The organism is Epilithonimonas tenax DSM 16811 (assembly GCF_000428485.1).
Classification (GTDB): Bacteria; Bacteroidota; Bacteroidia; order Flavobacteriales; family Weeksellaceae; genus Epilithonimonas; species Epilithonimonas tenax.
In genome coordinates, this window is sequence record NZ_AUAA01000004.1 from 1 (window position 1) to 21,348 (window position 21,348).

The following is a 21,348-nucleotide window of genomic DNA, read 5'->3' on the forward strand; positions in this document are numbered from 1 at the left end:
AAACAACTGATATTCTGAATCTATCGATAAATATTCCGCAGAAATATTTATTGCAATGAGCTCTAAATCAGATAATTTTGGTTTAATTGGTTTGAAATAAAAATTTTCTTTGATGGTTAATTTTCTTAATTCCTTTAAAATAAAATCGTAAATTGCATCTAGGTTATTCATAACGTATTAGATTGATAGTCAATACAATATACGAAATTTTCGTATTATGAGTAACCTTTTTTATAATGCACTACGGGTAGTAAAATATTTTTTCATAGCTGTTATTTTTCTTTCCAGTCAATGACTATTTTATCGTTGTCAGCAGGACCTTCGAAGCCATCAGGAGATCGTAAGGGAGGAAAAACATTTTCAATTCTCTTCAGCAATTGGACGCTGTTTGTAGAAGTGTTTATCTTCAAAGCCACAAGGTCTCTAGCTTGATTGATGTATAAAATGTTATTTCTAATGGCAACATCAGTTGAGCCCAAAGCTTTTAAATACTTTAGTTTCTTTGGATTGGCAGGGTCAGAATTGTTGATGATGTGAAAACCATCTCGTCTGTCATTCACAAAAATGTATTGATCTTTGAGATAGATCTTCTCATTTTTAATCGTTGATTTTGGATCGTGAAGAGTGATTTTGCTGAGTTCTGCTCTGGTTACAGTTATTGGAATATAACGCGTCTCGATTTCTTCCGGCTCATTTGTGTGCCAACAGGAATTAAGGAGCAGGCACGGAAATAGGATCAGGGCGGATTTTGTAAGTTTCATGTTGGTATTATTTTTAAATTTAAAAGTAATCTATTTATTACTAATGTAGTATGATATTAAATTTTATTTATTTTCTGAAATTTAAGTACTTAAGTGTTTGCTACTTGAAAAATATTTTATACTTTTGCAATCCGAAATATAGGTCTTCTTTTATGCGAAGTGACTTATGTTGAATAATTAATGCTTCCACATTCAATTATTTATTAATCAAATCAAAACATTAAAATGGCTAAAAAAGTCTTTAAAATGGTAAAACTTCAGGTGAAAGGTGGCGCTGCCAACCCTTCTCCACCAGTAGGTCCAGCATTGGGTTCTGCAGGTGTGAACATCATGGAGTTTTGTAAACAATTCAACGGTAGAACTCAGGATAAACCTGGTCAAGTTCTTCCGGTAGTTATCACGGTTTTCGAAGATAAATCTTTCGAATTCATCATCAAAACACCTCCAGTTGCAATCCAATTATTGGAAGCTGCAAAGTTGAAAAGTGGTTCTGGAGAACCTAACAGAAACAAAGTAGGTGCTGTATCTTGGGCTCAAGTTCAGAAAATTGCTGAGGACAAAATGGGAGACTTAAACTGTTTCACTGTTGAACCTGCACTTTCTATGGTAGCTGGTACTGCTAGATCTATGGGATTGAGAGTAACAGGAACTAAACCAACTAACGCTTAAAACTTAAAGAAATGGCAAAATTGACAAAAAAGCAAAAAGAAGCTTTAAGTAAAGTAGAAAAAAACAAAATTTACAATCTTGACGAAGCTTCTGCTTTGGTAAAAGAAGTAAATTTTGCAAAATTTGACGCATCTGTAGATATCGCTGTTAGATTGGGTGTAGATCCAAGAAAAGCAAACCAAATGGTAAGAGGTGTTGTATCTCTTCCTCACGGTACTGGTAAAGATATCAAAGTTTTGGCTTTGGTAACTCCTGACAAAGAAGCAGAAGCTAAAGAAGCTGGTGCAGACTATGTTGGTCTTGATGACTATTTGGCTCAAATCAAAAACGGTTGGACAGATGTTGACGTTATCGTTACTATGCCGGCAGTTATGGGTAAATTAGGACCATTGGGTAGAATCTTAGGACCAAGAGGTCTTATGCCAAACCCAAAATCTGGTACTGTAACTATGGAAATCGGAAAAGCTGTAGCTGAGGTGAAAGCTGGTAAAATCGATTTCAAAGTAGATAAATATGGTATTATCCACGCAGGTATTGGTAAAGTATCTTTCGATGCTGCTAAACTTAAAGAAAATGCTCAGGAATTAATCTCGACATTAATTAAGTTGAAACCAACTGCTGCAAAAGGAACTTATGTAAAAAGCATCTATTTGTCTTCTACAATGAGTCCTGGAATTGCAATTGATACTAAATCTGTTAACTAATTATAATCCTTAAGACAATGACAAAAGACCAAAAAGTTGTAGCAATACAAGAGATCAAAGACTTGCTTCAGGATGCAAAAGTAGTTTATGTAGCAGATCTACAAGGTTTGAACGCTGCAAAATCTTCTGACTTCAGAAGACAAGCTTTCAAACAAAATATCAAAATTAAAGTTGTGAAGAACACATTGCTTCAAAAAGCAATGGAACAAATCGAAGGTGTAGATTACGCTGAGATGTTCGAAACTTTCAAAGGAAACTCTGCATTGATGATTGCTGAAACGGCTAACGCTCCAGCAAAATTGATCAAAGATTTCAGAAAGAAAGAAGAGAAACCAGCTCTTAAATCTGCTTTCGTTCAAGAAACTTTCTATGTTGGTGATGAGAATCTAGACGCATTAGTAAGCATCAAGTCTAGAGAAGAAATGATCGGTGAAATCATCGGATTGCTTCAGTCTCCAATCCAAAGAGTTGTTTCTGCTCTTCAAAACAAATCTGAAACTGTAGAAGCTAGCGCTGAAGAAGTTGCTGCTCCTGCTGTAGAAGAAACTCCTGCTGAGGCAGCTCCGGAAGCTCCAACTGCAGAAAGCACTGAGGAAACTCCAGCTGCTGAATAATTAGAACTCAAAAAAATCAATCAATAATCAACAAAAAACATTACAACAATGTCAGATTTAAAAAATTTAGCTGAAACGCTAGTAAACTTAACAGTAAAAGACGTAAACGAATTAGCTACTATCCTTAAGGATGAGTACGGAATTGAGCCAGCTGCTGCTGCTGTAGTAGTATCTGGAGGTGGTGCAGGTGAAGCTGCTGAAGAAAAAACAGAATTCGACGTAATTCTTAAATCAGCTGGTGCTTCTAAATTAGCTGTTGTTAAATTGGTAAAAGATTTAACTGGTGCTGGTCTTAAAGAAGCTAAAGATATGGTAGATGGTGCTCCAACTGCTATTAAAGAAGGTATCTCTAAAGACGAAGCTGAAGCTTTGAAAAAACAATTAGAAGAAGCTGGTGCTGAAGTAGAATTAAAATAATTTTTAATTCATAAAATTGATAGGGCTGTCTCAGTAATGAGGCAGCTTTTTTTTATGAATTCTTTAACTAACAAACGTATATTATTTTTTTTTACTGTATATTTGCAAGCAGAATATTTGAATGCAAATTTATTTGTTCAAAACACACAAATTGATAAAAAAAATACTTTATAGCTTCCTTAAAAGGGAAGATTCTGTTTCTGTATTGCTCCTTAAATTACTTGGGGGAGCATTGTTGTTTTTATTGTTCCCAATAAGTACTTATTCTCAAGATTTTGATGCTCAGCAAAATGAAGGTAGTGGAATTATCATTATGGGTGATGCGAAAATCATCACTCGTGAAAATACCTCTTTAAAAGAATCCTACACAGAAAATATTTCTAAGGAAGTAAGCAATCAAACCTCTTTAAAGGATAAGGCTAAAGTTTTCGTCAAGGAAAAACCTTTAAAGAATTCCTTGGCACAAACTAAAAAAGATAATGCCAAGAAATATAAAAATATTGAGGAAAAAATTAAAAAAAATCTTCAAAAGATAGAATATACTAATCCTTTTTCGAGTTCAGGTATGGCAAATCGAGGCAATCTCAATGCGAATGCAGTCGGTACAGTTTTTAGCTTATCACAGAATTTTTCACCTGCTATTTACGTTTACCAATCACTCCGCAAAAAATTGGACGTATTGTATATCCGAAAAAACTATTTCTATAAACATCAGCTTTCTAAGCTCAATTTTTCTGAGCAATTTTCTGTAAGGCCACCGCCGGTTCAAGTTTAATTTGTGAGAAATATTTATGGAAATTCTTTTTTCATATGTAAGATAGATAACCGATGAAAAATAAAAAAAAAAAATGATTAAATTAAAACAAATGATTAAATTAAAACAAATGATTAAATTAAAACAAAAAATTAATTACATCACTAAAAACGTAAAGATTATATGTATGTCTTTACTTTTTCTGATGTGTTTTTCCACAACTTTTCAAGCGCAAGGCGTAGATGTTATTGTATGGATGGATAATAGTGGTTCTGTAAATGCTACAGAGTATGAAGCAATGGCAACTACTACTAGAAATATTATCGATGCTACACTTACTTGTAATCCTTTTAAAAATAGAGTTGCAGTAGTAGAATATGGTCAAGCTCAACTTTCAAATGGATCAAGACCCAAAAGAATATTTATTGAGTCCGATTTTACCAATAATGCAGCTACAGCAAAAAATTTTCAAAGAAGAGGTTCGGGTGCAAATCCTACTCCTGCAAATGAGGTAGGTTTTAATGATGAAGCTCATAGCGCTTTAGGCTTAATTGGCGATGCACTAGATGGAATAAACAATACAGGAATAGTAAGTACACAGAAAACATTAACCCGAACACCTGGAAACAGATTGGTAGTATTCTTCTTTACTGATGCGGAAAGAAATTATTTCCCAGGTTCATCTTTAGTAAATCCCAGTTCAGGAGATGTTTTTCTAAACTACAATAATTTCAAAGCCAATAGAGGTGCGCATTTTGTTGTGCTAAAAGGAGGTCCAAATGAAATAAATACTATAACGGCAAACAGAGCCGCTGCGGCAATAGCTTCTGTAGGAGGTAGTTTTACTGATGCAACAAATATTGATGCTAATCCTAGCGATCCACAAGGTAGCAAAACTACGCCAAGAGCATACTTCTATACTACAGATTTTACTCTTTCGCCAGTGGATTTAAATGCTTTAGTTGGAGAAATTTGTTCTGCTAATTCTTGTTCTGCAGGCACTACTGCTCCTTCTATACAAAATTTAACAAATATCTGTCCTGCAACATATGTAGATCTTAATACCGCACATACCGGAACCATTCCTGCAGGATCTTCTTTAGTTTGGTTTAACAACAATACCCACACAGGTACTGCTTTATCTGGAACACAAATAACACAGGCAGGAGCAGGGACTTATTTTGCTTTTTATTATGATAGTGTAAATAATTGTTATAGCCCAGTTTCTAATGCGGTTACTGTTTTAATAAATACAACTGATTCAGACGGAGATGGTGTATTTGATGATTGTGATTTGGATGATGACAATGATGGGATTTTGGATACTGTGGAATGTGCATGGCCAGTAGTTAACGGGTCTTTTGAATCTCCTGTTATACCATTAAGTGGTACTCCTTATATTGAAAATATAGGAAGTGTAAACGGATGGACAACAGTCTCTGGAAGCTTTGACTTACACACGGTTGGAACAAACAATGCTTCTGATGGAAACCAATGTATAGATCTTCAAACGAGTGAAGGTAATCCTCCAGGGGTAATTCAACAAGTATTTAATGTTGGTGCACCAGGCATACCCTATACATTTACAATTGATTACGGAGCTGTGAACAGCGGAGCAAGTGCAAATGTAATTGTAGGCGGAAATATTGTTGCAACACTTGTAGATAATAGTCCAGCACCAAATTCAAATCAGCCCCTACAAATATCTTGGCAAACTTTTACATATAGTGGAATTTCTACGGGAAATTCAGTTACAATTAGATTTGCAAGTGTAAGTACTAATACGGGTTTACCATTTTGGGGTATGTTTCTGGATAATTTTAAGTTTGCCTCATGTGTCGATACAGATGGCGATGGTATCCTAAATACTTTAGATTTAGATTCTGATAATGATGGTTGCCCAGATGCGGTAGAAGGCTCAGAAAATGTTTCGATAGAGCAGGTGTGGCCTTTAAACTTACCAAATACGGATCCCAACTATCTTAATAGAGGACGAATAAAAGTTATTTATAATGGATTAACAACAAATACACAACCAAATACAGTGAGCCAATCAGCAGCAGCATTAGGTGTTCCACAATTGGTAAATAATGCAGGGAATAACTTACATTCTGTTACTAACCCTTCAAATTTAGCTGGTTTTGCAGATAACACAGATGTACCGGGACCTACTACAGCAGACATTGGCCAAGGAGTGGGTGCATCTACCAATGCCGCAATAAATGCTTGTATTTGCTACAACAATCCCAGCACAGGCACTGTAGGTGCAGATACGAAACACGGAATCACGCTACTGAAAAGAGCAGGTGCAACTCCTCAACCTGATAACTGGCCAATGGTGAGAAAATCTGCTTTCACTGCCTTGGAATCCAATACGAAAGGCTTTGTGATTACCAGAATGACTACCGCAGAGATCAATGCACTGACCGGTCAAAGTGGAATGATGGTTTACGATACCAATTTAAAATGTTTAAAATTATTTGACGGGGCTGCGTGGAGCTGTTTCAATACTCCAACCTGTCCTTAATCGAAACAAAAAGCCGGTCGGTTGATCAAAAAATATTTTTCTTAACCGATCCGGATTTTTATAATTTAAATTTAAAATAAAATGAAAAAAATAATATTCACCCTATTTATAGCAAGTTTTTCTTTCGCAAATGCGCAGGTCATCCTAGGTGATGCAGTAGGTACTGCAACAAACAAAACTTCAGTTCTCCTAGATTTTGCGGCAAACCAAAACAAGGGCATTATCGTTCCTTATGTTAGAACCTTACCTACCGGAAATGCGTTGGTTGGTGGTGCCATTATCTTAGACGCTACCACTGCAACGACCGCAAGAATGAAGTTTTATAATGAAACAGCTTGGGTAGACTTGAGCGGTCAAAATGCTGATGTAACTACAGCTTTGGCAAAGCAACCAACAGGAATAACAGAAACTAATGCAAAAGCAATTATTGGAGCCACAAGTTCAACTGCAGACGGGGTTTTGGTTTTAGAATCAAACTCCAAAGCAATGGTCTTACCAACCGTTGCCGATGTACAAAATATTCCAAGTCCCTCACCGGGCATGATGGTTTATGTGGCAGGTGTTTCGCCTACTTTTTATAAACGTCTTGCTGTATTTAACGGAAGCAAATGGAGCTTCTGGAAACCGTAAGCGGCGGAGTTTAAATAAATTTTAACAAAATTTTATAATAGACCATCTCTTCGGAGATGGTTTTTTACTTGTGAAAGCGAATTAATTTACCTAAATTTGCACTCCTTTTGGCGCTAACCATTGTACATAAATCACTAAAATATTGTAAATCAGCTCTTTCAGTTTCTGAAAGCAGCTTTTCTCTATTTACAGATTTCACTATTGTTTAGCGTTGAAAGATCAAAAAGTATTTTGCACTACTCCGTGAAAAGATATACCGGCGTTGCAGTTAGAATAAGCCCAATTTTGATAAGAGCCAAGTCTATTTGTTAGCGCCTATCTTCTTGCTTCTCTTACTCTTAAAAGGTTTTTTCTGATATTTTTTAAACAAAATATTTTTTAACCCTCATTCTTTAAAATTTTTATGAGTAAATCTAAAGCAGTCGCTAAAACTCAGGGAAACGAAAGAATCAACTTTTCCGTAGCAAAAGGAAAAATTGAAACGCCTGACTTTTTGGACATTCAGATCCAATCTTTCAAAGGTTTTTTCCAGTTGGATACCCTTCCGGAGCAGAGATTAAACGAATCCCTGTACAAAACCTTTGAAGAAAATTTCCCAATTACAGATTCTAGAAACAATTTCGTTTTAGAATTTCTAGATTATCTGGTTGATTCACCACGTTACTCGATCGACGAGTGTGTGGAAAGAGGACTGACCTATTCAGTTCCTTTAAAAGCCCGTCTGAAATTGTACTGTACCGACCCGGAACATGAAGATTTCCAAACAGTTGTGCAGGATGTATATTTAGGTCCGGTTCCTTATATGACACCTTCTGGTTCATTCATCATCAATGGTGCAGAACGTGTTATCGTAACTCAGTTACACAGGTCTCCGGGTGTATTCTTCGGACAGACTTACCACGCAAATGGTACCAAACTTTATTATTCAAGAATTATCCCTTTCAAAGGATCTTGGATGGAGTTTACTACGGATATCAATAACGTGATGTATGCGTATATCGACCGTAAGAAAAAATTACCTTTAACTACATTGTTGAGAGCAATCGGTTTCGAATCTGATAAAGAGATTCTTCAGATCTTCGACCTTGCTGAGGAAGTGAAAGTTTCCAAAGCTGCCCTTAAAAAAGTAGAAGGAAGAACATTGGCTGCGAGAGTTTTGAACACTTGGTTCGAAGATTTCGTAGACGAGGATACAGGTGAGGTAGTTTCTATCGAAAGAAACGAGATCATCTTGGATAGAGAAACGATTCTTGAAAAAGAACACCTTGATGTTATTTTGGATTCTGGTGTTAAGTCGATTTTAATCCACAAAGAAAATAGCAGCGAGTTCTCTATCATCCAAAATACTTTACAAAAAGATCCAACCAACTCAGAAAAAGAAGCGGTTGAATATATCTACCGTCAGTTGAGAAATGCTGATGCACCGGATGAGGAAACTGCAAGAGGAATTATCGAAAAATTATTCTTCTCCGAGCAGAGATATTCATTAGGTGAAGTAGGTCGTTACAGACTTAATAAAAAATTAGGGCTTAATATCTCTCAAGAAAATCAAGTATTGACGAGAGAAGATATTATCTCAATCGTAAAACACTTGATCGAGCTAGTTAACTCAAAAGCTGAGGTAGATGATATCGATCACTTGTCAAACAGAAGGATCAAGACTGTTGGAGAGCAATTGTCTGGACAATTCGGCGTAGGTCTTTCTAGAATTGCCAGAACGATCAAAGAAAGAATGAACGTTAGAGATAACGAGATCTTTACACCGGTTGACTTGGTAAATGCTAAGACTTTGACGTCTGTTATAAATTCATTCTTTGGTACCAACCAGCTTTCTCAGTTTATGGACCAGACCAATCCTCTATCAGAGATCACGCACAAGCGTAGACTTTCTGCCCTAGGACCTGGTGGTTTATCAAGAGAAAGAGCAGGTTTCGAGGTTCGTGACGTTCACCATACGCACTATGGAAGAATTTGTCCAATCGAAACTCCTGAGGGACCAAACATTGGTTTGATTTCTTCTTTGGGTATGTATGCCAAAATTAATACTTTAGGTTTCATCGAAACGCCTTATAGAACGGTAGAAGATGGTAAAGTTGATTTACAAGCCGCTCCAACTTATCTTAATGCGGAGGATGAGGAATACAAAGTAATTGCTCAGGCAAACGTTGACTTGGATGATAACGGAGTTTTCTTGACAGACAGGATTATTGCCCGTCTGGATGGTGATTATCCGGTAGTTGAACCTCAACAAGTTGATTTGATCGATGTGGCGCCAAACCAGATCTCTGGTATTTCTGCTTCATTGATTCCGTTCTTGGAGCACGATGATGCGAATAGAGCATTGATGGGATCAAATATGATGCGTCAGGCCGTTCCATTGTTGAATCCTCAAGCACCAGTTGTAGGTACAGGTTTGGAAAAACAAGTAGCAAAAGATTCCAGAATTTTAATCAATGCAGAAGGAACTGGAATTGTAGAATACGTGGATGCTGAGAAAATTATCATTAAGTACGAAAGAAGCGAAGAAGACGACTTAGTAAACTTCGATTCTGCGACTAAAACTTATAAACTGACCAAGTTCAGAAAAACCAACCAGAGTACAACTATTACACTAAGACCAAACGTAAGAGTAGGTCAGACAGTGGAAAAGGGACAAGTGCTTTGCGACGGTTATGCTACTGAAAACGGAGAGTTAGCACTAGGTAGAAACCTAGTGGTAGCCTTCATGCCTTGGAAAGGATACAACTTTGAGGATGCGATCGTGATCAATGAAAAAGTAGTTCGTGAGGACTGGTTTACATCCATTCACGTAGATGAATATTCTCTTGAAGTTCGTGATACCAAACTAGGTATGGAAGAATTGACAGCAGATATTCCTAACGTTTCTGAAGAAGCTACCAAAGATCTTGATGAGAATGGGATGATCAGAATCGGTGCTGAAGTGAAGCCTGGTGATATCCTTATCGGAAAAATCACACCAAAAGGTGAATCTGATCCAACACCGGAAGAAAAACTTCTTAGAGCAATCTTCGGAGATAAAGCTGGTGACGTGAAAGATGCTTCATTGAAAGCAGATTCTTCTCTAAGAGGGGTTGTAATCAACAAAAAATTGTTCTCAAGAAATATCAAGGACAAAAAGAAAAGAAGCGAAGAAAAAATCAAATTGGAAGAGATCGAAAATACTTACAAAGCTAAGTTCGACGGTCTGAGAAATACTTTGATCGACAAATTAAATACATTAGTTTCCGGGAAAACATCTCAAGGTGTACAAAATGACCTGGAAGAAGAAGTGATCAGCAAAGGAACTAAATTCACATTGAGATTACTTCAAAATGTTGAAGATTATAACAATATCAGTGGTGCAGATTGGACAGTTGATTCTGATAAGAATGAATTGATCAAACAATTGGTTCACAACTATAAGATCAAATACAACGATCTTGCAGGTGTTAAAAACCGTGAGAAATTTGCATTGTCTATCGGAGATGAGCTACCTGCAGGTATTATCAAACTAGCTAAAGTTTACATCGCTAAGAAACGTAAATTGAATGTTGGAGATAAAATGGCTGGTCGTCACGGTAACAAAGGTATCGTTTCAAGAATCGTTCGTGAAGAGGATATGCCGTTCCTAGAAGACGGAACACCAGTAGATATCGTATTGAATCCACTTGGAGTACCTTCTCGTATGAACATTGGTCAGATCTACGAAACTGTTCTTGGATGGGCTGGTACCAAACTAGGACTTAAATTCGCAACACCGATTTTTGATGGTGCAACTCTAGAACAAATTACAGAATATACAGAACAAGCTGGCGTTCCTAAATATGGTAGCACTTATCTTTATGATGGTGGAACCGGAGAGAGATTTACGCAGCCTGCAACGGTAGGTGTGATCTATATGTTGAAACTAGGACACATGGTAGATGACAAAATGCACGCACGTTCTATCGGACCATACTCATTAATTACGCAGCAGCCGTTAGGTGGTAAAGCGCAATTTGGAGGTCAGAGATTCGGAGAGATGGAGGTTTGGGCTCTTGAAGCATTTGGAGCATCCAATATCTTGAGAGAGATCCTGACTGTGAAGTCAGATGACGTGATTGGTAGAGCAAAAACTTACGAAGCTATTGCGAAAGGAGAAGCAATGCCTGAACCAGGTATTCCGGAATCTTTCAACGTATTACTTCACGAGTTACAGGGTCTTGGACTTGATGTAAGATTGGAAGAGTAATTTAAATTAAATTATCAAAAAATTTAAAGTTAAATTATTAACCAATGGTTGAAAAAAATGATTTCTAAAAGTAATTTTTTAATCATTTAATGTTTCAATCTTTTAATCAAATACATAAAACAAATGTCAAATAAAAATAAAACAAGTAGATTTACTAAAATCACTATTGGTTTAGCTTCACCGGAATCCATTCTTCAGGAATCGAGAGGAGAAGTTCTAAAACCAGAAACGATTAACTATCGTACACACAAGCCGGAAAGAGATGGATTGTTCTGCGAGAAGATCTTTGGTCCTGTAAAGGATTACGAGTGTGCTTGTGGAAAATACAAACGTATCCGTTACAAAGGGATCGTTTGTGATAGATGTGGGGTAGAAGTAACAGAGAAAAAAGTACGTAGAGAAAGAATCGGACACATTGGTCTGGTTGTTCCTGTAGCGCACATCTGGTATTTCCGTTCTTTACCAAACAAAATCGGTTATTTATTAGGTATTCCTTCCAAGAAATTGGATATGATCATCTATTACGAAAGATATGTCGTGATCCAGCAAGGTATTGCTAAGAAAGCGGACGGTTCTGACTTTGATGAGAAAGAATTCCTTACAGAAGAAGAATATCTGGATGTTCTGGAGACTCTTCCTGTAGAAAATCAATATCTTGATGATTCTGATCCGAACAAATTCCTTGCGAAAATGGGAGCAGAAGCGGTTGAAGAACTGTTGAGAAGAATCGACCTTGATTCTTTATCATTCGATCTAAGACACAAAGCGCACAACGAATCTTCTAAGCAAAGAAGAACGGAGGCTCTTAAAAGATTAAATGTTGTAGAAGCCCTTAGAGGTGCCAATACAAGAATGATCAACAGACCGGAGTGGATGATTATGCGTGTGCTTCCTGTAATACCACCAGAATTAAGGCCATTAGTTCCGTTGGATGGAGGACGTTTCGCAACTTCAGATTTAAATGACCTTTACAGAAGAGTAATCATCAGAAACAACCGTTTGAAGAGATTATTGGAGATCAAAGCTCCAGAAGTAATTTTAAGAAACGAGAAGCGTATGCTTCAGGAGTCTGTAGATTCACTATTCGATAATACAAGAAAATCTTCTGCTGTAAAATCTGAATCAAACAGACCATTGAAATCCCTTTCAGATTCATTGAAAGGGAAGCAAGGTCGTTTCCGTCAAAACTTACTTGGGAAAAGGGTAGATTACTCCGCGCGTTCGGTAATTGTTGTAGGACCTAGTCTTCAACTTCACGAGTGTGGTATCCCGAAAGATATGGCTGCAGAGCTTTACAAACCATTCATCATCAGAAAACTGATCGAGAGAGGAATTGTAAAAACTGTAAAATCAGCTAAAAGAATCATCGACAGAAAAGAGCCTGTAGTTTATGATATCCTGGAAGGTGTAATGAAGGGTCACCCTGTACTATTGAACAGAGCACCTACTTTACACAGATTGGGGATCCAGGCATTCCAGCCGAAGATGATCGAAGGTAAGGCAATCCAACTACACCCATTGGTAACGACGGCTTTCAACGCCGATTTTGATGGGGATCAGATGGCGGTTCACTTACCACTAGGTCCAGAAGCTATTTTGGAAGCACAATTATTGATGTTGGGTTCTCAGAACATCCTTAACCCTGCCAATGGTTCTCCTATTACGGTACCATCTCAGGATATGGTTTTGGGTCTGTATTTTATGACCAAACAACTGGATTCTACAGATGATATGAAAGTAAAAGGCGAAGGTCTTGCTTTCTATTCTCCGGAAGAGGTAGAGATCGCTTATGCTGAGGGACAAGTTTCTCTTAATGCAAAAGTAAGATGTCGTCTTCCTATCAAAGAAAATGGTGTGATCACGACGAAGTTATTCCCTACGACAGTTGGTAGAATTTTATTCAACCAAATCGTACCGAAAGCTTCTGGTTACATCGATGAGTTATTGACTAAGAAATCGCTTAGAAACGTTATTGGTCAGGTATTGGCAGACACAGATTTCCCAACTACGGTGAAGTTCCTGGATGATATGAAAGATCTTGGATATGCCAACGCATTCAAAGGTGGACTTTCATTCTCATTAGGAGATATCGTGATCCCGGTTGAGAAAAAGAAAATGATCGCTACTTCTATCGAAACTGTAGATGAGATCAAGGCCAACTATAACATGGGTCTTATCACAGATACGGAGCGTTATAATCAGGTCATTGACGTTTGGACTAATACCAACGCCAGCCTTACCGAAATGATTATGAGCAGAATGAAAGTGGATCAAGGTGGATTCAACTCCGTATATATGATGCTTGATTCTGGTGCGAGGGGTTCTAAGGAACAGATCCGTCAGTTATCAGGGATGAGAGGATTGATGGCAAAACCACAAAAAGCGGGTTCTGTTGGCGCCGAGATTATTGAAAACCCGATTCTTGCAAACTTTAAAGAAGGTTTGTCGATTTTGGAATACTTTATCTCTACCCACGGTGCTCGTAAAGGTCTTGCGGATACCGCGCTTAAAACTGCCGATGCTGGTTACCTGACTAGAAGATTGGTAGATGTTGCACAGGATGTTATTATTACAGAACAAGACTGTGGAACACTAAGAGGTACAGAAATCACTGCACTTAAGAAAAACGATGATATCGTAGAAAAAATCGCTGAGAGAATTCTTGGTAGAGTTTCTCTTCACAATATCTATCACCCGGAAACGGATGAAGTTTTGGCAGAGGCGGACGAGTTGATCGTAGAAGCTGTTGCTAAATCGATCGAGCAAGCTGGGATAGAAGCGGTTGAAGTTCGTTCTCCATTAACTTGTGAGGCCAAAAAAGGTATCTGTGCAAAATGTTACGGTCGTAACCTTGCAACAGGTAAAGGCATCCACATGGGAGAAGCTGTTGGTGTAATCGCTGCACAGTCTATTGGTGAGCCGGGAACTCAGTTAACATTGAGAACTTTCCACCAAGGGGGTGTATCTACAAACATTTCTGAGAATCCAAGCATCGTTGCAAAACGTGATGGTATCGTGGAGATGGATGAGGTTAGAACTATTAAATCGGAAGGAGAAAATGGAGAATCAGCAGATATCGTTGTTTCCCGTTCAACAGAATTCCGTTTGGTAGCAGACAACGAAGCCAGAACACCAATTATGATTGCTAACGTTCCTTATGGATCCGAATTGTTTGTACAACCAGGTGATAAAGTGAAAAAAGGAGATCTTATTGCGAAATGGGATGCGTATAATGCGGTAATCATTGCAGAGAACTCTGGTAAAGTAGAGTATGAAGATATCATCCAGGGTATTTCTTTCCAATTGGAAATAGATGAGCAAACAGGTTTCGAAGAGAAAGTAATCTCCGAGTCCAGAAATAAAAAAGCCGTTCCTACCCTGAAAGTGATTGACTCCAAAGGTGTAGAGCAAAAAGGTTACAACTTACCGGTTGGAGCCCACATTATGGTAAACGATGGTGAGAAAATCAAGGCTGGTAAAGTCTTAATCAAGATCCCAAGAAAATCTGCGAAAGCAGGGGATATCACCGGAGGTCTACCAAGAGTTACCGAGCTATTCGAAGCTAGAAATCCTTCCAACCCAGCGGTTGTTACAGAGATTGACGGTGTAGTTTCTTACGGTAAAATCAAAAGAGGTAACCGTGAACTTATCGTGGAAGCTAAAACTGGAGAGATCAAGAAATATTTGGTTAAATTATCCAACCAGATCCTGGTTCAGGAAAATGACTTCGTGTACGCAGGAGGTGCACTTTCTGACGGTTCTGTAACACCAGACGATATCTTGAAAATCAAAGGACCAACTGCGGTTCAGGAATACTTGGTAAATGAAATTCAAGAAGTTTACCGTCTACAAGGGGTAAAAATCGACGACAAACACTTCGAAATTATTGTTCGTCAGATGATGACAAAGGTATCGATTGTGGATGGCGGAGATACGCAATTCCTAGAAGGTGCTTTGGAACACAAATACGATTTCTTGCAAGAGAACAACAGAGTATTTGGTCTTAAAGTAGTGATGGAAGCGGGAGATTCTAAAGAATTCAAACCAGGACAGATGATCACAGCCAGAGAACTTAGAGATGAGAACTCGAAACTAAGACGTGAAGATCAGGCTTTGGTAGAAGTAAGAGAAGCACTTCCTGCAACTGCCACTTCTGTACTGCAAGGTATTACAAGAGCAGCACTCCAGACCAAATCATTTATGTCTGCAGCATCGTTCCAGGAAACAACTAAGGTTCTAAACGAAGCAGCAGTGTCTGGTAAGATCGACTTCTTGACAGGTCTGAAAGAAAATGTTATTGTAGGACACAGAATCCCTGCAGGTACAGGTCTTAAAGATTACCAAAATGTCATCGTAGGTTCCAGAAAAGAATTCGAAGACATCAATTAAAAAAGACGTTAGATAATAGACGGATAGATAATAGATTTCACTGTACTTTACACAGCAATTCTATTATCTATTAGTCTATCATCTGTTATCAAAAAATATAAACTTTAAACATAAAAAACATTTAAAAAAAATGGACAATAATCAAAACCAAGATCCAAACAACATCAACATCCAATTGAACGAGATGATCGCTTCTGGCGTATATTGCAACCTTGCATTGGTAAATCACTCACCATCAGAATTCGTAGTGGATTTTATCCAATTGATGCCAGGCGTACAGCAGGCTAACGTGCGTTCAAGAGTCATTCTTGCGCCACTTCACGCGAAGAGAGTGCTTGCAGCGCTTCAGCAAAACATCACAAACTATGAGCAGCAATTCGGAGAGATCAAAGAATTGGAGCCTTTCGTAGTTGGAGGTAACAACGTACAAGCTTAAGATTTTTTTCTTAACAAAACTAATTCCCGATTCATTGAGTTGAATCGGGATTTTTTTTTGTTTTAGATTTAATAAAAACGAAATCTATTAAAAATAGAATCATCACATTGCTCCGTAGGAGTAAAATGTTGGTAGCAAAACCAAGCATATAGGGGAAAAGAGCTTCGTAGGAGCGACAACTTTATCGCAATAATTTAAAAATTAATAATCATTAAGAAATTCGAAAACAACCTTTTGAAATTTTGACTTATCAAAACCTGGAGTTGACGGATGATGTAGTCCAATTGCTTTGCAAGTTCCGCCATCATAGTCTAATTCTCGGATATTCCATCGGTCATCTATCTTATTAAGATGTCTTCCCCAAAGATTAATCTCGTCATTAAAACAATGTTCCCAAATACGGCTAGAAAATACAATCACTTTTTCTGGCTTTGTCATATCCAAATACTCCCGAAAAGCGAGTTTTGCAATATCCAGATCATTTTTAGTTGGCTTTTGGTCAGACGATGAAAATGGTGTTTGTATCGCATTGGCAAATGCAATGTTATCCCAAATGTCGTGCTTACCACCTTGGTTTAGGACGGCATCAACTTTATCATAAAAATTGGCTGAGATGATTCTCAGTTCTTTTATTTTTTCAACCGTAAACTCCGACAAATGATTAGGTAAACCATTATTGAAATAATGAGAATCTCCAATGATTAATAATTTCCCAAGCTCAGTAGTGCCGTAGTTTTTGCCGATATGAGGTTTGTAGATGAGGTTTTTCAAACTGTTTTCTGTGTTTTTTTAATGAAAAATATTATTTCAGCAATAAGCAATCTTCTTTCTGCATAATTAAATTCAGAACCTACCCACGGGAGGCGGGAGAGGTTGGGGATTGTGGTGAGGAGGTGGTCTTTTTGGGTGGAGAGCATTTTATAGTTTTATTGTGTATAGTTATTGTTTTAAACTATTAAATATTTCCAAAGCTAAAGCTTCTGCATCATCAACCATTTCATTTCCTAAAGAAGAAGTCATCTGAAAGCCAATTCCTGCCGCAATAGCTTGACCTACAAAAGGTATCCATTTGGAAACTGTTTTAGTTGGTGTACTTGCTACAAATCTTTTTAATATTATCATTATTGCTTCTTTTCCTACATACTTGGCAGCGTATTGCGCAATTTTTGCTAAAACAGTTTTGAGTTGTGCAGAATTCGATAAATCTAAAAATGATTCGTAATATTTTTGACTACTCTTAGTTAAGCCATAAATACTAGTGATGTCGTTTGACATTTTTATAAGTAATCCCACATCGACCGAAATATCTAATCCTGGTATTGGATTAAGCCCATTTGCAGCTGATAGTGCAGCATATCTAGATACAAGCTTTTCTGCAACAAGTCTTTTTTCGTTAATCATTTTGGTAGATGAGGCTGTGACATCTGCAATAAACCTTTCTTTTTTGATCTTGTTTAAACTTTTTGCAATATCTTCAATCAATTTGTTAAAATCATATTTGAATTGATTATCTGCAGAAACTAAATAAATTCCACTTGATTTTACATCCAGTAGGTTTTTATTTAAATCATCAAAAATGTTTTTCAATGTTTCTGCTTCGGAAACTCCACGTTTTTCAGCACTAATAATTGATTGATCGACTTTATTCCGTACGGCAAATACTGGAATCCCTATTTTAGAAACCTCTTTTATTAAATATAAATCATCTTCATAAAATCTATCTGAAGTTACTAGTATAACGCAGTCAAAATCTTTAATTCCAGTTTTCTCAATATAAGTTTCTTTTGGGAAATTCTGAGTGGAACTACCAGGTAAGTCATAAAATAACAAGCCTTTATGTTCAAATGGTTTGCTGATATCCATCGTAGTTTCTACTTCTCCAACGGCAGAAATTATTTCTCCTGCAATTGCATTCATTAGTGAAGATTTTCCTGTGCCACTACGTCCGATAATACCACATTTAACTTTTGCATTGTGAAATTTTTCAAGATCTTCTTTTAACTTTTCTAAGACATCATTAATTTCTGAGTTCATATTAATTAATTTTTTTTTTACGTACTCTAACAAGTTTTCCGCGACCCTTTTTATTTACTACAAATCTACTCCCTCACCCAGACAAACCACATCCAAGCAAAAAAGCAATTCTCAATTTTCTGCTAAGCTAAACCAAAACTTTGCAAGCATTTTACGGTTTTCCGTAAAAGAAGTTTTTTTTAAGCACTTACTTAATTTTCAGCAAACTTAAAACCTCAAACCTCCAAACCGTGTCCTTTTGCTTCTTGAGAATAATTTTTTTATTATTTGTTTTTCAAGTCACAATTTATGTTAATTTTTTGTCGATTTTTTGTACAATTCTGTACAAGAATACTGTGGTTATAACTATATTTGGATTCCATTTTTAAAACTATGAACCGGGAAATAAGTGTTGTGAACCAATTGCGGAAGAACATCGAAAAACAATTTGGGAAAGATATACAAACAGCTACAGATTGTGATAATCTGGTAAGTCTCATCACCCGGGATTGTAAAACAAACATCAGTTCTCAAACACTTCGTCGGTTTTTTGGCTTGATAAAAACTACGTCTGGATACAGTCATTTTACTTTAGATTTGCTTAGTCAATTTTGTGGATATAGCAATTTTAAAGATTTTAGAAATGCGTGCAACAATCAGGAACTCGAATTGTTTTTTGGAAACTCAGACAATACAAATCATAATTATTGGGACAGAAGTGAGCAGTTGTGCCAGCAGATTATCAAGTCGCCAGACCTTTTGGTAAGCACACATCACCGTTTGATGTCTTTTCCGATGGCCAGAAAATATTTTATGGAAAATCATCCGCTTCGTGATTTATTAGGTTCGGTTTACGCCCAGTATTTTTCGGCTTATCTAAAATACAACACAAGCAATGAAGCTAAAATCTTTGCCTACGGTTTCCTTTTTCAAAGTAGTTTTCTTCTTCAAAATACAGAGTCGATGGATTTGTATTACAACAAAGTGAAAGAAACCGAACTTACGGAGAATGTCCACGTAATTCCTGCAGGGTTGAAATTCGGCGTGCAGCTTCTTTATGCCGATTTTACCGGCAACGAAAATCTTTTTAAAAGGTATTTCGCCGAAATGAAAAAAGCAAGGCTTCGTTATCGGACAGCGTCAGAGAAATCGGTTTGCAGTTTTGAATCTACGGTTCTGGAATCCCTTATTTTTACCAATCGTTCCCAAGAGATGAAATTTTTGATCGAAAATAATACCTTTCAAGTAAATAATGATGAAGATTACATTCCTTCAAAAAGAAAAGAAACACACGATGAGGTTTGGAAAATTCTTTGTGCTGTAGCTTATCAAAAAATGGGAGACAAGAAGAATACAGAGCGTTTTTTGAACCAAATTAATCTAAAGAATTTGGGAACAGGTTGGAAAAAATATTACTCATTGCTGTACTATTCTGTCTATTTTCATTCGGCTCAGCTAGACCAAAAAATAGAATGTTTTTCCAAATTAAAGATCTTGATTGGTGAAACTTATTTCTGCTATTATCATAATTATTTAATTGAGTTTTCAAAAGAATTGGAGCCTTTGGTAGTTGGAGATATCAACTTGCTGGCGTAAGATTTTTCTTAACACACACATAATCCAACTTCGTTTTATTACGAGACGGTTTTTTTTGTTTTAAAGTCTGAAAAAAAGCACAGTAAATTTGGATTGTTATTAAATTAATCCGTCATTCTTTCAGTTACAAGTTGCAGTGTTTATCTTTGCCAAAATCTTACTAATGAAGAAAACTTTTGCAATTTTCCTCCTCACGTTATCTATCATCATTACTGGTCAACAGGTAATTTCGGATACAGCGCAAGTTGTTATTCCCAACCGGTTCAATAATGCAGATGCGAAGACGAAGCCTTACGTTATTATGATTTCTACTGATGGTTTCAGGTATGATTATGCTAAAAAATACAATGCTCAGAATCTTTTGAAATTTTCAAACGAGGGCGTTCAGACAAAAGCAATGATTCCGAGTTATCCTAGTATTACTTTCCCCAATCACTGGAGTTTGATTACCGGATTATATCCTTCTCATCACGGTTTAATCGATAATTATTTCTACGATTATGGAAGGAAAGAAAAGTATGCGATGAGCAAAAAGGAGAATGCCGAAGATGGAAGCTGGTATGGTGGAACTCCTCTTTGGGCATTGGCAGAAAAACAGGGAATGGTATCGGCTTCTATGCAGTGGGTTGGCTCTGCAAGTGATGCTGGAGGGATGAGACCAACTTATTATTACCATTACCACGAAAAATTCAAACCAACGGAGAAAGTAGATAAAGTTATCAATTGGCTGAAGCTTCCAGAAAGTCAAAGGCCACATTTTATCGCAATGTATTTTCCTGAAGTAGATGCAGCAGGGCATCATTTTGGTCCTGAAGCTAGGGAAACGGAAACCGCAGTTCAGTTGGTAGATGCTGCGATTGGAAGTTTGGTTCAGAAAGTTAATGATTTAGGTTTAGAAAATGTCAATTTTATCTTCGTTTCAGACCACGGAATGATCCAGGTTGATGGTGGAAATCCTCTAGAAATCCCAATGATGCTTTTTGATAAGAAAAGATTTGATTTTTATAATTCCCAAACTTTATTAAGGGTTTATGTGAAAAATCCGGAAGAGGTAAAAAAGGTCTATAAAAATTTAAAAATTAATAAAACGGATGATTACGAAGTTTATTTGGATAAAAAATTACCTAGATATCTACACTTTTCTAGCAGAGATGATAGATACAACAGGATAGGACAGATTCTTTTGATACCGAAAGCTCCAAAAGTATTTTTAGAAAAAAATCAGAAAACTTCTGTAGGAAAACACGGTTATGATCCGATGTTGGTTCCTGAAATGAAAGCCACATTTTTTGCTTGGGGCCCTGAATTTAAAAATAATTTCGTCATTGATGAATTCTCTAATGTGAATGTTTATCCGTTGGTTGCCAAGTTGCTAGGTTTAAAAACAGAAAACAAGATAGATGGAAAACTAAAAGTTTTAAAACAGATTTTAATGACGAAAAAATAATTTCGTTATTTTTTTCTCATCAGATAGTTTCTATGTCACCTGCTATCCATAGGTGTAACCTAATTAGAGCTGGCCGTAGAAATCACCGCGAAAGCTGCTTTTTTTGATAAGAAATAGAGTAATGGATCGTCTATCATCAAAACGGCCAATAATCAAACAA

At 36.9% G+C, this 21,348-nt stretch carries 15 protein-coding genes and 1 pseudogene; 12 read left to right on the forward strand and 4 right to left on the reverse strand.

Annotation, left to right across the window (positions count from 1 at the left end; all coding sequences use genetic code 11):
- A pseudogene (locus F564_RS21275) lies at positions 1 to 171 on the reverse strand (IS982 family transposase); the annotation flags it as partial.
- A gap of 101 nt (positions 172 to 272) precedes the next feature.
- The gene (locus F564_RS18610) at positions 273 to 761 is read right to left on the reverse strand and encodes a hypothetical protein (RefSeq protein ID WP_051259544.1); all 489 of its coding nucleotides are present in this window, start codon (positions 759 to 761) and stop codon (positions 273 to 275) included.
- A gap of 225 nt (positions 762 to 986) precedes the next feature.
- Here F564_RS18610 and rplK point away from each other — a divergent pair, with 225 nt between their 5' ends.
- From rplK to F564_RS0102825, 10 genes are all read left to right on the forward strand, one after another.
- Positions 987 to 1,430 (forward strand): 50S ribosomal protein L11, encoded by a 444-nt coding sequence (gene rplK, locus F564_RS0102780; protein ID WP_028121266.1) that lies wholly within the window; start codon positions 987 to 989, stop codon positions 1,428 to 1,430.
- Between the two features lie 11 nt (positions 1,431 to 1,441).
- Positions 1,442 to 2,134, forward strand: coding sequence for a 50S ribosomal protein L1 (rplA, locus tag F564_RS0102785; protein ID WP_028121267.1), 693 nt, complete (start codon positions 1,442 to 1,444; stop codon positions 2,132 to 2,134).
- Between the two features lie 17 nt (positions 2,135 to 2,151).
- Positions 2,152 to 2,748 (forward strand): 50S ribosomal protein L10, encoded by a 597-nt coding sequence (gene rplJ, locus F564_RS0102790; RefSeq protein WP_028121268.1) that lies wholly within the window; start codon positions 2,152 to 2,154, stop codon positions 2,746 to 2,748.
- A gap of 48 nt (positions 2,749 to 2,796) precedes the next feature.
- Positions 2,797 to 3,165, forward strand: a complete 369-nt coding sequence (rplL, locus tag F564_RS0102795; RefSeq protein ID WP_028121269.1) for a 50S ribosomal protein L7/L12 — start codon at positions 2,797 to 2,799, stop codon at positions 3,163 to 3,165.
- Between the two features lie 151 nt (positions 3,166 to 3,316).
- Entirely contained in the window at positions 3,317 to 3,940 is a 624-nt protein-coding gene (locus tag F564_RS0102800; protein ID WP_154656791.1) for a hypothetical protein, read from the forward strand.
- 73 nt (positions 3,941 to 4,013) lie between these two features.
- Positions 4,014 to 6,446, forward strand: a complete 2,433-nt coding sequence (locus F564_RS20825) for a hypothetical protein (RefSeq protein WP_154656792.1) — start codon at positions 4,014 to 4,016, stop codon at positions 6,444 to 6,446.
- Positions 6,447 to 6,527: 81 nt separating this feature from the next.
- On the forward strand, positions 6,528 to 7,076 hold the full coding sequence (locus F564_RS0102810) for a hypothetical protein (protein WP_028121272.1): 549 nt from the start codon (positions 6,528 to 6,530) through the stop codon (positions 7,074 to 7,076).
- 403 nt (positions 7,077 to 7,479) lie between these two features.
- The gene (gene rpoB, locus F564_RS0102815; RefSeq protein WP_028121273.1) at positions 7,480 to 11,307 is read left to right on the forward strand and encodes a DNA-directed RNA polymerase subunit beta; all 3,828 of its coding nucleotides are present in this window, start codon (positions 7,480 to 7,482) and stop codon (positions 11,305 to 11,307) included.
- Positions 11,308 to 11,430: 123 nt separating this feature from the next.
- Positions 11,431 to 15,696, forward strand: a complete 4,266-nt coding sequence (gene rpoC / locus F564_RS0102820) for a DNA-directed RNA polymerase subunit beta' (protein WP_028121274.1) — start codon at positions 11,431 to 11,433, stop codon at positions 15,694 to 15,696.
- Positions 15,697 to 15,826: 130 nt separating this feature from the next.
- Positions 15,827 to 16,132, forward strand: a complete 306-nt coding sequence (locus tag F564_RS0102825) for a DUF3467 domain-containing protein (RefSeq protein WP_028121275.1) — start codon at positions 15,827 to 15,829, stop codon at positions 16,130 to 16,132.
- 201 nt (positions 16,133 to 16,333) lie between these two features.
- Here F564_RS0102825 and F564_RS0102830 read toward each other — a convergent pair whose 3' ends face one another.
- Both F564_RS0102830 and F564_RS0102840 read right to left on the reverse strand, forming a co-directional pair.
- A complete protein-coding gene (locus tag F564_RS0102830) occupies positions 16,334 to 16,903 on the reverse strand; it encodes a hypothetical protein (protein WP_028121276.1) in 570 nt (189 codons plus the stop codon).
- A gap of 168 nt (positions 16,904 to 17,071) precedes the next feature.
- A complete protein-coding gene (locus F564_RS0102840) occupies positions 17,072 to 18,166 on the reverse strand; it encodes a GTP-binding protein (protein ID WP_154656793.1) in 1,095 nt (364 codons plus the stop codon).
- Between the two features lie 372 nt (positions 18,167 to 18,538).
- Between F564_RS0102840 and F564_RS0102845 the strand changes: the two genes are divergently transcribed.
- A complete protein-coding gene (locus F564_RS0102845) occupies positions 18,539 to 19,741 on the forward strand; it encodes a hypothetical protein (protein ID WP_028121278.1) in 1,203 nt (400 codons plus the stop codon).
- Positions 19,742 to 19,904: 163 nt separating this feature from the next.
- The gene (locus F564_RS0102850) at positions 19,905 to 21,188 is read left to right on the forward strand and encodes an alkaline phosphatase family protein (protein ID WP_028121279.1); all 1,284 of its coding nucleotides are present in this window, start codon (positions 19,905 to 19,907) and stop codon (positions 21,186 to 21,188) included.
- Positions 21,189 to 21,348 lie beyond the last annotated feature (160 nt).

Excerpts from the sequence above, each read along its gene's own strand:
- F564_RS18610 (WP_051259544.1), bottom strand. The coding sequence starts at position 761 with ATGAAACTTACAAAATCCGCCCTGATCCTATTTCCGTGCCTGCTCCTT.
- rplK (WP_028121266.1), top strand. The coding sequence starts at position 987 with ATGGCTAAAAAAGTCTTTAAAATGGTAAAACTTCAGGTGAAAGGTGGC.
- rplA (WP_028121267.1), top strand. The coding sequence starts at position 1,442 with ATGGCAAAATTGACAAAAAAGCAAAAAGAAGCTTTAAGTAAAGTAGAA.
- rplJ (WP_028121268.1), top strand. The coding sequence starts at position 2,152 with ATGACAAAAGACCAAAAAGTTGTAGCAATACAAGAGATCAAAGACTTG.
- rplL (WP_028121269.1), top strand. The coding sequence starts at position 2,797 with ATGTCAGATTTAAAAAATTTAGCTGAAACGCTAGTAAACTTAACAGTA.
- F564_RS20825 (WP_154656792.1), top strand. The coding sequence starts at position 4,014 with ATGATTAAATTAAAACAAATGATTAAATTAAAACAAATGATTAAATTA.
- F564_RS0102810 (WP_028121272.1), top strand. The coding sequence starts at position 6,528 with ATGAAAAAAATAATATTCACCCTATTTATAGCAAGTTTTTCTTTCGCA.
- rpoB (WP_028121273.1), top strand. The coding sequence starts at position 7,480 with ATGAGTAAATCTAAAGCAGTCGCTAAAACTCAGGGAAACGAAAGAATC.
- rpoC (WP_028121274.1), top strand. The coding sequence starts at position 11,431 with ATGTCAAATAAAAATAAAACAAGTAGATTTACTAAAATCACTATTGGT.
- F564_RS0102825 (WP_028121275.1), top strand. The coding sequence starts at position 15,827 with ATGGACAATAATCAAAACCAAGATCCAAACAACATCAACATCCAATTG.
- F564_RS0102840 (WP_154656793.1), bottom strand. The coding sequence starts at position 18,166 with ATGAACTCAGAAATTAATGATGTCTTAGAAAAGTTAAAAGAAGATCTT.
- F564_RS0102845 (WP_028121278.1), top strand. The coding sequence starts at position 18,539 with ATGAACCGGGAAATAAGTGTTGTGAACCAATTGCGGAAGAACATCGAA.
- F564_RS0102850 (WP_028121279.1), top strand. The coding sequence starts at position 19,905 with ATGAAGAAAACTTTTGCAATTTTCCTCCTCACGTTATCTATCATCATT.